We start from the raw sequence: 13,088 nt of genomic DNA on the forward strand, positions 1-13,088 counted from the left end.
GAGAGCGCGCCACCCGCGGGTGCGGGCGACGCGCTCTCGTTCGTCGTGCCGATGTGTCGTGCGTGCTCAGACCTTGCGGCGGTAGCCCCGCAGCGCGAGCGGCATGAACACCGCGACCAGCCCGACGCACCACGCGAGCGTCCACCACACGTGGTTGCCGATCGGCGTGCCGAGGAACAGGCCACGCATCGAGTCGACCAGGTGGGTCAGCGGGTTCACGTTGACGAACGACTGCATCCAGCCGGGCAGCGTCTCGGTCTGCACGAACACGTTGGAGCCGAACGTCAGCGGCATGATCAGCAGGAACATCACGCCCTGCACGGCACCCGAGGTGCGCACCAGCATGCCGACCCACACCGACACCCACGACAGGCACAGCGCGAACAGCACGGCGAGCAGGCACCCCGCGACGGCCTCGAGCGGGCTCGTCTGGATGCGGAAGCCCATCACGTAGCCGGTGGCGATCGTGACGACCGCGACGATCACGTACCGCACGACGTCGCCGAGCACGGCGCCCATGAGCGGTGCGCTGCGCGGGATCGGCAGCGACTTGAAGCGGTCGAAGATGCCCTTCTCCATGTCGGTGTTGAGGTTCACGCCGATGGCGATGGCCCCCATGGCGATCGTCTGCCCGAGCACACCGGGGAGCAGGTACTGCAGGTAGCTCCCGGTGCTGCCCGCGACGGCGCCACCGAAGATGTAGGTGAAGATCGCCAGGAAGATGACCGGCTGGAGCGTGACGTCGATCAGCGCCTCGGGCGTGCGCCACGTCTTGATGAGGCTGCGCTTGGTGAGCGCGAGCGAGTGGCGCACGAGCGGGAACGGACGCTTGGCGGGGGCCGCGGCCCGGGTCGGCGCGGTGGCCGACGGGCGCTGGGCGGTGAGCGTGGTCATGCCGCCACCTCCTTGGAGGGGTTGGTGTCGTCCTCGGAGGCGGTGCGCCCGGTGAGCGTGAAGAACACCTCGTCGAGGCTGGGCAGGTGCAGGGACAGCTCGGTGACGCCGATGCCGGCGGCGGCGAGCCGCGCGACCGTCTCGGTCATCGCGGAGTCGTCGACCACGGGGACGGCGAGCATCCCCTTGCGGATCTCGTCGGCTCGCGCGCCGCTGGACACCTGCGACAGGATCGCGGCGGTCTCCTCGAGGCGGGACTCGTCGGACGGTCGGACCTCGAGGGTCTGGCCCCCGACGACGCGCTTGAGCCCCTCCGAGGTGTCGTGCGCGATGACGCGACCGTGGTCGATGACCGTGATCTCGTCGGCCAGCGCGTCGGCCTCCTCGAGGTACTGCGTGGTGAGCAGCACGGTCGAGCCGTCGGTGACGAGCGAGCGCACGACGTCCCACATGTCCTCGCGCTTGGCGGGGTCGAGGCCGGTCGTCGGCTCGTCGAGGAAGATGACGTCCGGACGCCCGACGAGGCTCGCGGCCAGGTCGAGCCGGCGGCGCATGCCACCGGAGTAGGTCTTGGCAGGCCGGTCGGCGGCGTCCGTGAGGTCGAACCACTCGAGCAGCTCGGCGGCCCGCGCGCGGGAGCCGGCGCGGCCGAGGTCGAGCAGCGTGCCGAACAGCACGAGGTTCTGGCGGCCGGTGAGGTCCTCGTCGACCGAGGCGTACTGGCCGGTGAGGCCGATCGCCTGACGGACGCGCTCGGCGTCGCGCACGACGTCGAGGCCGTTGATGCGGGCCGAGCCCCCGTCGGGGGTCAGCAGGGTGGACAGGATGCGGACGGCGGTCGTCTTGCCGGCGCCGTTCGGGCCGAGGACACCGAGCACGGTGCCCCGCGTGACGGAGAGGTCGACGCCCTGCAGCGCCTTCGTCTCGCCGAAGTGCTTGACGAGGCCCTCGGCCTCGATCACCAGGTCTGTGGTCATGGGACAACCATCGACCCCGGCGCTGACACGGCGCCGACAGGTCGCTGACACGACGCGACGCCGGCTGACACGCGCCGACACGCCGCGTCGCCGCAGGTCAGCGCACTTCTGGGACGGAACGTGCCCGGCGTCGCACGAGGACGACGAGCGCGACGAGCGACGCCCCGACGACCACCCACCCGAGCTCGACCCAGCCGGCCGCCGTCGCGAGCACGCCGGCGCTGAGCGCGCCCACCACCTGCGTGCCGGTCCCGACGAGCTCCGCGACGGGCTGCACGCGACCGCGCTCGGCCGGCCGGTAGGAGGCCGCGACCATCGCGCTGCCCCCGCTGGACGCGAGGTTCCAGCCGACGCCGACGAGGAGCATCGCGGCGACGAACGCCGCCGTCGGGGCACCCACCGCCCCGGCGGCCCCGGCGAGCACCAGCACGCCCGCGCCCAGCGCCGCGACCCGCCGCTCCCCGACGCGACCGATCCACCGCGCGACGAGGAACCCGGGCGCGTACATGCCGACGAGGTGGAGCTGGATCGCGAGCGCCGCGAGCCCGTCGTCGTGGCCCATGTCCATGCCGGCCATCGGTCCCGCGGTCATCATCGAGGTCATCGCGAGCGCCGCGAGCGCGCCGGCACCGACCCCGAGCAGGAGCGTCGGCTGCGACCACAGCTCGCGCCGCGACCGCGCCTCGCCCGCGGCGCGGACCGTGCCGGGCGCGGTGAGGTCGTCGAGCTCGCGCGGGAGCGCGCGGTTCCAGGCGGCGGCCAGCGCCGCGAACCCGGCGACGAGCAGGTAGGAGCCGACGTACTCGGTGGAGGTCAGGTGCCGGGCGGCGGTCGCCAGGAACGGGCCGACGAGCGCCGCGACGAGGCCGCCGCCGAGCAGCACGCTCACGGCGCGGGCACGCTCGTGCGGCATCGACTCCGCCGCCGCGTAGCGGTAGTAGCCGCCGCCCGCGTTGTACACGCCGACGAGCGCGGTGCCGAGGCAGAACAGCGGGAACGAGTGCCGCTGCACGCCGAGCGCCGAGAGCAGCCCGGCGAGGACGGCCACCGACGCCGCGATCGCGAACGTGCGGCGGTACCCGATGCGCCCGATCAGCCGCGACAGCGCGAACGTGCTGAGCGCGGCGGTCACCGGGATGAGGCTGAACGGGAGCGTCGCGAGCGCGCGCGTGGGGGCCAGGTGGGCGCCGACGATGCCGGTGAGGGTCAGGTCGACCGACATCCCCAGGACCAGCAGGGACTGCGCGGGGACCAGGCGGCGCAGGAGGTGGGTGTCGGCGGCGGTCGGCTTCGTGGTGGTCGTCGTCACGACCTCGAGCCTTCCGGTGCACGAGGCCGACGACGAGTGGCAGGAGTGCCGCGGTGCGATAGATTCCCGCCATGTCGTCGTCCCCGCACCGCGTCGCCGTGCTCGCGCTTCCGCGCGCGCTCCCGATGGAGGTGGGGATGCCGTTCCAGGTTCTCGTCAACCGCGTCGGGCTGCCGTACGACGTCGAGCTGTGCGGCGCGACCGCCGGCCCGGTGCCGACGAGCGGTGGCTTCCCCGTCGTCGCGCAGCGCGGGCTCGAGGCGCTGGAGGACGCACGCACCGTCGTCGTCCCCGCGTTCCGCGACCACCTCGAGCCGCTGCCGCCGGATGTGCTGGACGCGCTGCGGGCCGCGCACGCCCGCGGAGCGCGCATGGTGTCGATCTGCGTCGGGGCGTTCTCTCTCGCGCAGGCCGGGCTGCTGGACGGGCGGCGCGCGACGACGCACTGGGCGTTCTGCGACGAGCTCGCGCGCGAGTTCCCCGCGGTCGACGTCGACCCCGACGTGCTGTTCGTCGACGAGGGCGACGTCGTGACGTCCGCGGGCGTCGCGGCCGGCATCGACGTGTGCCTGCACCTGGTGCGCACGGACCACGGCGCGGCCGTCGCGAACGAGGTGGCCCGCACGGTCGTCGCCGCACCGCACCGCGACGGCGGGCAGGCGCAGTTCATCCCGCGCGTCGCTGCACCCGCGGTCGAGGCGGGCCTGGCCGCGACGCGCGCGTGGGCGCTCGCGCACCTGGCCGAGCCCCTCACGGTCGCGGACCTCGCACGGCACGCGCACGTCTCCGAGCGGACGTTCGCGCGCGCGTTCGTCGCCGAGACGGGGACGTCCCCGCTGCGCTGGCTCACGGCGGCCCGCGTGGACCGCGCGCGTGAGCTGCTCGAGACGCGCGACTGGGGCGCGGACCGCATCGCGTCGGCGTGCGGGCTCGGAACGGCCACCAACCTGCGCCTGCACTTCCGCCGCCTGCTGGCCACCACCCCGGCGGACTACCGCCGCACCTTCACCCACTGACCCCCGCCGCCCGGCCGCCCGGCCGCCCGGCTCGTCCGATCCCCGCCGACCAAGCACCTGGTTGCGCCATGGGCCGCGTTCGAGCAACCAACTGCTTGCTCGCGGGGCCGGACAGCGGGGTCGGTAGCGTGGCGGCGTGATGTGGGGTGGCGGATGAGCAGTGTCGGATGAGCAGTGTCGGATGAGCGGCGAGCGGGCTCGGGGCGGGCTCGCGGAGCGGGGGATGACCTCGCCCGCGGGGAGCCTGACGACGCCCGGGGCCGCGGGCTGGGACCCGCCGGGGGGCTGGCGGGCCCACGAGCGGACCGTCGTCGTGGGCAGCGGGGACCGCTTCTGGGAGGAGGCTCGCGTCGCGGTGCTGCGGTGGGAGGTCAAGACGCGCAGCGGGTTCCGCGTGCTCTCGGACGGCCCCGTGGTGGCCGACGAGCGGACCTGGGTGCTCGCGGAGCTCGGGCCGGTCGTCGTGCGGGAGCCGGTGCGCGTCGTGGCCGTCGTCGACACCGACGACCGCTGCGGGTTCGCGTACGGCACGCTCGACGGCCACCCGGTGTCGGGTGAGGAGGCCTTCGTCGTGCACCGCGACCGCACAGGGGACGACGCGGGCACGGTCCGCCTCACGCTCCGCTCCTGCACGCGCGCGGGCCGTGCCGGGTGGCGGCTCGCGTTCCCGGCGATCCTGATCGCGCAGCGCTGGTACCGCCGCCGCTACGCGCGAGCCCTCGCGACCGGCTGACGTCGCGCGACCAAGCAGTTGGTTGCGGGATCGAGCCCGTTGGCGTGACGAAGTGCTTGCTCGGCGGTCGACGGTCGGCGGTCGACGGTCGGCGGGCCCGCCGGCAGGCGGGGCGGTCGGCTACAGGACGTGGGCCAGGAAGTCCTGGGTGCGGGGCTCGCGGGGGGCGTCGATGACCTGGGAGACCGGGCCGTGCTCGACGACGACGCCGTCGGCCATGAACACCACCTGGTCGGCGACCTCACGCGCGAAGCCGATCTCGTGCGTCACGACGATCATCGTCATGCCCGACGCGGCGAGCTCGCGCATGACGCCCAGCACCTCGCCCACGAGCTCCGGGTCGAGCGCCGACGTCGGCTCGTCGAACAGCATCAGGTCCGGGTTCATGGCGAGCGCACGCGCGATGGCGACGCGCTGCTGCTGACCGCCCGAGAGCTGCGACGGGTAGTGCTCGAGGCGGTCCGCGAGACCGACGCGGGTCAGCACCTGCGCCGCCCGCTCGCGCGCCTCGGCCTTGCTCACGCCGAGCACCTGGCGCGGCGCCTCCATGACGTTCCCGAGCGCGGTCATGTGCGGGAACAGGTTGAACCGTTGGAACACCATGCCGATGCGCGTGCGCTGGTCCGCGATCTTCTTCGGGTGCAGGCGGTGCAGCCTGCCCGACGAGTCCTCGCGGTAGCCCATGAGCTCGCCCTCGACGTGGATCGAGCCCGCGCCGATCTCCTCGAGCTGGTTGACGCACCGCAGCGCGGTGGACTTGCCCGAGCCGGACGGGCCGAGCACCACGGTGACGGAACCGGGCGGGACGACGAGGTCCACGCCGCGCAGCACGTGCGCGTCGCCGTACCACTTGTGCACGCCGCGCATCTCGACCATCGGCGCGTCGACTGCCTGCGTGCTCACACGCCACCTCCGGCCGGGCGGCCCATGTCGTCCATCGGTCCGATCTCAGGCGTCGTGTGCGCCGCGTTGATGGCAGCCTGCCTGCCGCCTCGTCGGCCGCGCGCCGGCGAGTGCTCGTCGAACCCGCGCCCGTAGTACCGCTCGAGGTAGTACTGCCCGACCATGAGGATGCTCGTGATCACCAGGTACCAGAGCGCCGCGACGACCAGCAGCGGGACCGGCAGGAAGATCCGGTTGGCGACCGCGGACTGCGCGAAGTTGAGCTCGAGCGTGAACGGCACCGCGATGACCAGCGACGTCGTCTTGAGCATCGAGATCGTCTCGTTGCCGGTCGGGGGGATGATGACGCGCATCGCCTGGGGGATGACGATGCGGCGCAGGATCGCACCGTCCTTCATGCCGAGCGCCCGCGCCGCCTCGGACTGCCCGCGGTCGACGCTCTGCAGGCCCGCACGCACGATCTCCGCGAGGTAGGCGGCTTCGTTGAGCGCGAGGCCGATGATCGCGGCGCGGCTCGCGGTCAGCACGTCCTTCGTCGTGAACGTCCACCACTCCGGGCCGAACGGGACGCCGAGCGACAGCTTCTGGTAGAGCACCGGCACCAGGCCCCAGAAGATGAGCTGCGTGTAGATCGGCGTGCCGCGGAAGAACCAGATGTAGACCCAGGACACGTACCGCATCACCGGGTTCGCCGAGCGGCGCATCACGGCGAGCAGCAGCGCGAGCACGATCGCGATCGCCATCGAGGCGACGGTCAGCCACAGCGTCCAGCCCACGCCGCGCATGATCTGCTTGCTGAACAGGTACTTCCACACCGTGGGCCAGTGGAAGTTCTGGTTGGTGGCCAGGGCGTTGACCGCCATGGCCGCCAGGACGACGACCACCGCCGCGGACACCCAGCGCCACGGGTAGCGCACCGGGACGGCGTGGATGCGCTCCACGTCGTCGCCGCGTCGGTCGGTGGTCGTCGTCACGGCGTCAGTCGACCTTCGGGTTGAGCTCGGCGGTCTTGACGGCGCCGGCCTCGTTGCCCCACGCGGTGAGGATCTTGGCGTAGTCGCCGTCGTCGATGAGCTTCTGCATCGCCTTCTGCACGGCGTCGGTCAGCGCCTGGTCGTCCTTCGAGACGACGATGCCCTGCGGCGCGCTCGCGAACACGTCCCCCAGCTGCTCGAGCTGGCCGGCGGTCTGCGAGATCGCGTACGCGATGATCGGCGAGTCGGCGTACATCAGGTCCGCCTTGCCGCCGACGAGCGCCGTCGTGACGTCCGACTGCTTGGGGTACTTCAGCGGGTTGATCGGCTTCTTGCCCTCGTCGGCGCACTTCTTGACCATGTCCGCGAGCTCGTCGTCCTCGACCGTGCCGGTCTGGACGCCGACGGTCAGGCCGCACAGGTCGGACGGGTCGACCTTGTTCGGGTTGCCCTTCTGCACCGCGTAGGCCTCGCCGGCCTGGAAGTACTGGACCATGTTGGCGGCCTTCATGCGCTCCGGGTTGATCGTGAACGACGAGATGCCGACGTCGTACTTCGACCCGATGGCCGGGATGATGCCCGTGAAGTCGGCGGTCTGGACGTCCGCCGTCAGGCCCATGACCGCGGCGAGCGCCTTGGCGAGCTCCACGTCGTAGCCGACGGGCGTGGTGCCGTCCTCGTCGATGTACTCGGCCGGCGCGTACGACGTGTCGGAGCCGACGACGAGCTTGCCCGTGCTGGCGACCTTCTGCGGCACGAGCGCAGCGATCGTGTCGTCCTTCGCGACCGACGCCGGGTCGAACGTCGCGGCGGTCGCGCCGCCGGACGGGGTCGAGCCCGCGTCGTCGTCGGTGCTGCAGGCGCCGAGCAGGAGCACGGACGCGAGGGCGACCGCGGTGAGGGGTGCGGGGCGGAACAGACGCAAGGGGTCCTCCTTGCCGCGCGGGGGCGCGGGATGAATGACGGGGGCACTCGGGCACCGCGGGCGCGGCGTGTGCGGGAGCGTAACGCCCACATGTTGCTCGCCGGTAACTTCGCGCCGTCGCGACGTCCGGTCAGACAGTAGCGACGCGGCCGGTCGACGCGCGCGCCGACAGGCGCTGCATGGGCGCCTGGTAGGCGCGCACCGGACCGTCGGCCAACGTGTTGAGCACGCACTGCCCCACCTGCTGGCCCATGCCGTGCACGTCGAGCGTCATCGCGGACAGCGGCGGGCTCGACAGCCGGCAGAGCGCCGAGTCGTCCCACGCGAGCAGCGACAGGCGCGCGGGGACGTCGATCCCCATCTCGTGCGCGACAGCGAGCGCCGCGAGGGCCATGACGTCGTTGTCGAACACGATCGCCGTCGGGGCCCCGCGCCGGCCCAGCAGCGAGCGCGCGGCGCGCTTGCCGGCCTCCTCGCCGTAGTCGCCCTCGACGATGACGCCCTGCACGCCGCGGCGTGCGCACTCGTCGGTGAACGCGTCGCTGCGCGCGCGGGTGTGCAGCAGCGCGTGCGGGCCGGACACGCGCGCGAGCTGGGTGTGCCCGAGGCCGACGAGGTAGTCGACGGCGTCGCGCGTGGCCTGCGCGTCGTCGATCCACACGTTGGAGAACTCCATGCCCGACGACGGGCCGCCGACGACGACCGCCGGCAGCCCGAGCTCGGCCACGACCCCGATGCGTGAGTCGTCCTCGACGACGTTGACGACGACCACCGCGTCGACCATCCCGCCCGCGGCCCAGCGCCGGTACGCCTCGATCTCCGCGGCGTGGTCCGGGACGACGTGCAGCAGCAACGAACGGTCCTCGGTCGCGAGCACCTCCTCGATCCCCGCGATGAGCTCGCCGAAGAACGGCTCGTGGCCGAGCATCCGGGCGGGCCGCGCGAGCACGAGGCCCACGGCGTCGGATCGGTGCGTCACGCGCGCCAGCCTAGGTCCTGGTGCCCGGCGTCACGCCGAGACGCTGCGCAGCGCCACCAGGTCGTTCGCGGACCGCAGCACCGGCGTCGCCGCGAGCGCGGCCTCGAGCCCGTCGACGTCGGTGCGCACACGCAGCGTCGCGGTCGAGCCCGCGGGCAGCGTGACGAGCGCGGCGTCGACCGTCGCGGCAGGGTCGAGGCGGTCGACGAGGAGCGTGAGGTCGCGCACGAGCGACCGGGCGACGACCGTCACGTCGTACCCGTCGCCCGTCCGCGTCACCCGCACGTCGGCTGTGGCCGGGTCGAGCCGCAGCTCGACGTCCTCGACCCAGGTGTGCACCTCGCGCACGCCGTCGAGCTCGGCCACGAGCACCTCGCCGCCCGCGTCGGCCGGCACGCGCACGTCGTCGGGCAGCGCCACGATGCCCACCGAGCGTGCCGCGACGTCCACGGGCAGCTCGGCCCCCGCGCGGCGCGTGCCGTCGAGCGTCTCGCGTCGCACCGACACCGTGCCGCCCCACGGGACGTCGGTGTCGTTGACGACCGCCAGCACCGGACGCCCGTCGCGCTCCTGCACGGTCAGCAGCCGCGGCGCGTACGCGGCCCGCAGCGCCCACCACAGCGGCTTGACCCGCTCGTCGCCGTCGATCGCGGCCCACGACGTCACGGGCCAGCAGTCGTTGAGCTGCCACACCACGGACCCCGCGGTGCGCGGCCACCACGAGCGGTAGTGCGTGACCGCGTGCGCGACGGCGCGCGCCTGGTTGAGCTGCGCGGCCCAGTGCCAGTCGGTGAAGCCCGCGGGCACCCCGAGGTGCGGCTCCATGCCGCGGTCGAGCTTGCCGTTGCCGTCGTCGGCCTTCTGGTGCAGGAGCCACACCTCGTCGTCCTTGCCGAGCGGCGAGCCGTCGGCGTTGCGGACCGCGCGCTCGAGCGTCGCCCACGTGGGCGGCCCCTGGAAGCCGAACTCGGAGCTGAACCGCGGCACGTCGTCGCGGTAGTGCGTGTAGTCGATGCGGTTCCACACCTCCCACTGGTGGTGCGTGCCGTGGTCGGGATCGTTGGGGTGCACCTCGGACGGGTCGCGGCGCGGGGAGAACGGGCTGCCCGCGCTGTAGGGGCGCGTGGGGTCCAGCTCGGCGATCACCGACGGGAACAGGTCGTAGTAGTAGCCCGCGCCCCACGTGAGGTCGCCGAGCTTCTCCTTCCACCCCCAGTCCTCGTGGCCCCAGATGTTCTCGTTGCCGCCGTTCCACAGCACGAGCGACGCGTGCGACGACAGGCGCGCGACGTTCTCGCGGGCCTCGGCCTCGACCTGGCTGCGGTGAGGCTCCTCCTCGGGGTACGCGAAGCACGCGAGCGGGAAGTCCTGCCAGACCATGAGGCCGCGCTCGTCGCACAGGTCGTAGAAGTCGTCGGACTCGTAGATCCCGCCGCCCCACACGCGCAGCAGGTTCATGTTCGCGTCGACGGCCTGGTCGAGGCGGCGCGCGAGGCGCTTGCGCGTGATGCGCGTGAGCAGGTGGTCGTCGGGGATCCAGTTGGCTCCCTTGGCGAAGACCGGCACGCCGTTGACGACGAAGGTGAACGCGGTGCCGTGCTCGTCGTCGGACGTGTCGACGACGACCGAGCGCAGACCCACGCGGCCGTCCCACGCGTCGTCGGCGACCTCGACGAGCAGGTCGTACAGCGGCTGCTCGCCGTACCCGACGGGCCACCACAGCTCGGGCTCGGGGACGACGACGCGGACCACACCCGTCGTCGCATCCGCGGCCACCACCCCGGTGACGTCCTGCGAGCGCAGCCGCACCCGCACCTCGAGCGGCTCGTGGGCGCCCAGGCCCGACCGCTCGACGTCCACGTGCACGTCGACCAGCGCCGCGCCCTCGTCGGTGAACGACACCCGGGGCCGCACCGCGGCGATGCGCGCGACGCGCCACCGCTCGAGCCGCACGGGCTTCCAGATCCCCGCGGTCTGCAGGTCCGGGCCCCAGTCCCACCCGAAGCTGCACGCCATCTTGCGCACCATGTTGAGCGGGTGAGGGTACGCACCGGGGCGCGCGCCGATGCGGGCCTGCTCGGCCTCGGCGTGCTCGAGAGCGGAGTCGAACCGCACGTCGAGGCGGTGCTCGCCCGCGTGCGCGCGCACGTCGAACCGGTAGCCGCGGTGCTGGTTGGCGGTGCGGCCGATCTCGAGGCCGTCGAGCGTGATCGTGGCGACCGTGTCGAGGCCGTCGAAGACGAGGTCGACGCGCTCGTCGTCGGCCGCGGGCTCGATCGTGAGCGTCCTCGAGTACAGCCACGCCGCGCGGTGCGCCCAGGCCAGCGCCTTCTCGCCGAGGTCCACGTACGGGTCCGCGATCAGGCCCGCGGCGAGCAGGTCGGTGTGCGCGGTGCCGGGCACCTCGGCGGCGACCGTCGCCTCGGCGATCGCGCGCGGCACGGGGCCGCCCGCCGAGCGCAGGGTCCAGCCGTCGTGCAGGGTCGTGCGGTTCATGGGGAGGGCTCCATCACTCACTTGGTGGCACCGGCCGACAGGCCGTTGTAGATGTACTTCTGCAGCGCGAGGAACACGACGAGCGTCGGGATGATCACCAGCAGCGCGCCGGCGGACAGGACCTCCCACTGCGTGCCGAGCGGGCCGCGGAACCGGAACAGGGACGTCGAGATGACGCCGAGGTCTCGCGAGGGCATGTAGAGGAACGGAATGTAGAACTCGTTGTAGATCGCGATGCCCTTGATGATGACGACCGTGGCGATCGCCGGCTTGAGGAGCGGGAAGATCACCTTGCGGTAGATCGTGAAGTGGTTCGCGCCGTCGAGCGTCGCGGCCTCGTCGAGCGAGATCGGGATCGACCGCATGAACTGCACGAAGATGTAGATCGACACGATGTCGGTCCCCATGAACAGGACGATCGGCGCGAGGCGCGTGTTGTAGAGACCCAGCTGGTTGACCACCTGGAACGTCGCGACCTGCGTCGTCACGCCGGGCACGAGCGTCGCGACGAGGAACGCGCCGAGCACCAGCTTCTTGAACCGGAAGTGGAACCTGTCGAGCGCGTACGCGGTCATCGAGCCGATGACGATCGTCCCGACGACCGACACCACCAGGATGATCGTCGTGTTCACGAACGCGCGCGCCATGTCGGCGTCCTGGAACGCGGTGACGAAGTTGCTCAGCGTCGGGTGCTTCGGCAGGTCGAGCGGACCGCTCGTCGCGTAGTCCTGCGACGTCTTGAGCGACGTCAGGACGATCACGACGATCGGCACGAGCGCGCACAGGCTCGCGACGACGAGGCTCGTGTACTTGCCGCCCGCGGCGAGGACCTTCTTCACGAGAGCTCGACCTCCTCCTCGGGCACGAGCCGCCGCTGCAGCCACGTCACGAGCAGCACGATGACGAGCAGCACGACGGCCATCGCGGAGGCGAGCCCCACCTTGTTGGACTCGAACGCCGTCTTGATCGTCTGGATGACGAACGTCGTGGACCCGTTCGCGCCGTCGGTCATGATGAACGGGATCTCGAACACGGCGAGCGAGCCCGAGACCGCGAGGATGAACGACAGGCTGATGATCGGCTTGATGCTCGGCGCGATGATGTAGCGGAACTGCGACCAGCGGCCCGCGCCGTCCAGCTCGGCCGCCTCGTACAGGTGCGGCGGGATCGACTGGATCGCGCCGAGGAACAGCACGAAGTTCAGGCCCAGGTAGCGCCAGATCGAGGTGCCGGCGAGCGAGAAGTTGATGATGCTCGGGTCCCCCAGCCACAGGGGCATCGACTCCTGCGGCACCCCGAACAGCCCGATCAGGGTGTCGAGCGTGCCGCCCGGCTGGAAGAAGAACAGGAAGATGAACGAGATCGCGACCCCGTTGATGAGGTAGGGGAAGAAGAGGATCCCCTTGAACAGGTTCTTGAACCGCGTGCGGAAGCTGAGGATCGTCGCGAAGTACAGCGCGAGCGCGATCTGCACCACGGAGGCCGCCAGGTAGTACAGGCTCACCCAGAACACCCGGAACAGCTCCGGCCGCGTGAAGAACTCGACGTAGTTGTCGAGCCCCACCGAGCTCTTGACCTTGCTGATCCCGTTCCAGTCCGTGGTCGAGTACCAGAACATGTTGGCCACCGGGACGTACGTGAACGTCACGAGCAGCACGAGCGGGACGAGCAGGAACAGCCACGGGGTGATGCGCCAGCCGCGGCGCGTGGCGCGGACGGGGGCGTTGCTCATCGGATCTCCTTGCCGGGACAGGCGGGCGGGGGGGGGGGGGCCCCCCCCGCCGGGCCCTGATCAGACCTGTCGTCGGACCTGCGATCAGCCGACGGACGCGCGGGCCGCGGCCCACTTCTTGTTCAGGCCCCCGAAGATCTGGTCCTTGCC

Annotated in this window: 12 protein-coding genes; 2 read left to right on the forward strand and 10 right to left on the reverse strand. The window is 72.0% G+C overall.

What is annotated here, in order from left to right; translation table 11 throughout:
- Positions 1 to 66: 66 nt before the first annotated feature.
- The 3 genes from AW16_RS0114090 to AW16_RS0114100 form a co-directional block, all read right to left on the reverse strand.
- Positions 67 to 894 carry an ABC transporter permease gene (locus AW16_RS0114090; protein WP_029291416.1) on the reverse strand — a complete coding sequence of 276 codons (828 nt, stop codon included), beginning with the start codon at positions 892 to 894 and terminating at the stop codon, positions 67 to 69.
- On the reverse strand, positions 891 to 1,871 hold the full coding sequence (locus AW16_RS0114095; protein ID WP_029291417.1) for a daunorubicin resistance protein DrrA family ABC transporter ATP-binding protein: 981 nt from the start codon (positions 1,869 to 1,871) through the stop codon (positions 891 to 893). The genes AW16_RS0114090 and AW16_RS0114095 overlap by 4 nt, the downstream gene beginning before the upstream one ends.
- Before the next feature lie 97 nt (positions 1,872 to 1,968).
- Positions 1,969 to 3,180 carry an MFS transporter gene (locus AW16_RS0114100; RefSeq protein ID WP_051681966.1) on the reverse strand — a complete coding sequence of 404 codons (1,212 nt, stop codon included), beginning with the start codon at positions 3,178 to 3,180 and terminating at the stop codon, positions 1,969 to 1,971.
- Positions 3,181 to 3,251: 71 nt separating this feature from the next.
- Here AW16_RS0114100 and AW16_RS0114105 point away from each other — a divergent pair, with 71 nt between their 5' ends.
- Together AW16_RS0114105 and AW16_RS0114110 are read left to right on the forward strand one after the other, a co-directional pair.
- A complete protein-coding gene (locus AW16_RS0114105) occupies positions 3,252 to 4,196 on the forward strand; it encodes a GlxA family transcriptional regulator (RefSeq protein WP_029291420.1) in 945 nt (314 codons plus the stop codon).
- 181 nt (positions 4,197 to 4,377) lie between these two features.
- The gene (locus tag AW16_RS0114110; protein ID WP_231496066.1) at positions 4,378 to 4,929 is read left to right on the forward strand and encodes a DUF1990 family protein; all 552 of its coding nucleotides are present in this window, start codon (positions 4,378 to 4,380) and stop codon (positions 4,927 to 4,929) included.
- Between the two features lie 120 nt (positions 4,930 to 5,049).
- Here the strand turns inward: AW16_RS0114110 and AW16_RS0114115 are convergent, their stop codons facing one another.
- The 7 genes from AW16_RS0114115 to AW16_RS0114145 form a co-directional block, all read right to left on the reverse strand.
- Positions 5,050 to 5,805, reverse strand: coding sequence for an amino acid ABC transporter ATP-binding protein (locus AW16_RS0114115; RefSeq protein WP_029291423.1), 756 nt, complete (start codon positions 5,803 to 5,805; stop codon positions 5,050 to 5,052).
- Between the two features lie 23 nt (positions 5,806 to 5,828).
- Positions 5,829 to 6,806 (reverse strand): amino acid ABC transporter permease, encoded by a 978-nt coding sequence (locus tag AW16_RS0114120; RefSeq protein ID WP_029291425.1) that lies wholly within the window; start codon positions 6,804 to 6,806, stop codon positions 5,829 to 5,831.
- A gap of 4 nt (positions 6,807 to 6,810) precedes the next feature.
- The gene (locus AW16_RS0114125; protein ID WP_029291426.1) at positions 6,811 to 7,731 is read right to left on the reverse strand and encodes an ABC transporter substrate-binding protein; all 921 of its coding nucleotides are present in this window, start codon (positions 7,729 to 7,731) and stop codon (positions 6,811 to 6,813) included.
- Positions 7,732 to 7,861: 130 nt separating this feature from the next.
- A complete protein-coding gene (locus AW16_RS0114130; RefSeq protein ID WP_034649332.1) occupies positions 7,862 to 8,710 on the reverse strand; it encodes a LacI family DNA-binding transcriptional regulator in 849 nt (282 codons plus the stop codon).
- 30 nt (positions 8,711 to 8,740) lie between these two features.
- Positions 8,741 to 11,206, reverse strand: a complete 2,466-nt coding sequence (locus tag AW16_RS0114135; RefSeq protein WP_029291429.1) for a glycoside hydrolase family 2 protein — start codon at positions 11,204 to 11,206, stop codon at positions 8,741 to 8,743.
- Between the two features lie 17 nt (positions 11,207 to 11,223).
- A complete protein-coding gene (locus AW16_RS0114140; protein ID WP_029291431.1) occupies positions 11,224 to 12,045 on the reverse strand; it encodes a carbohydrate ABC transporter permease in 822 nt (273 codons plus the stop codon).
- Positions 12,042 to 12,938, reverse strand: a complete 897-nt coding sequence (locus AW16_RS0114145; RefSeq protein WP_029291433.1) for a carbohydrate ABC transporter permease — start codon at positions 12,936 to 12,938, stop codon at positions 12,042 to 12,044. Before AW16_RS0114145 ends, AW16_RS0114140 begins: the two co-directional genes overlap by 4 nt.
- Between the last annotated feature and the right edge of the window lie 150 nt (positions 12,939 to 13,088).

The organism is Cellulomonas sp. HZM (genome assembly GCF_000708885.1).
Lineage (GTDB): Bacteria > Actinomycetota > Actinomycetes > Actinomycetales > Cellulomonadaceae > Cellulomonas.

Bases quoted from the DNA above. Each gene is read 5' to 3' on its own strand.
- AW16_RS0114090 (WP_029291416.1), bottom strand. From the start codon at position 894: ATGACCACGCTCACCGCCCAGCGCCCGTCGGCCACCGCGCCGACCCGG.
- AW16_RS0114095 (WP_029291417.1), bottom strand. From the start codon at position 1,871: ATGACCACAGACCTGGTGATCGAGGCCGAGGGCCTCGTCAAGCACTTC.
- AW16_RS0114105 (WP_029291420.1), top strand. From the start codon at position 3,252: ATGTCGTCGTCCCCGCACCGCGTCGCCGTGCTCGCGCTTCCGCGCGCG.
- AW16_RS0114110 (WP_231496066.1), top strand. From the start codon at position 4,378: ATGAGCGGCGAGCGGGCTCGGGGCGGGCTCGCGGAGCGGGGGATGACC.
- AW16_RS0114115 (WP_029291423.1), bottom strand. From the start codon at position 5,805: ATGGTCGAGATGCGCGGCGTGCACAAGTGGTACGGCGACGCGCACGTG.
- AW16_RS0114135 (WP_029291429.1), bottom strand. From the start codon at position 11,206: ATGAACCGCACGACCCTGCACGACGGCTGGACCCTGCGCTCGGCGGGC.
- AW16_RS0114145 (WP_029291433.1), bottom strand. From the start codon at position 12,938: ATGAGCAACGCCCCCGTCCGCGCCACGCGCCGCGGCTGGCGCATCACC.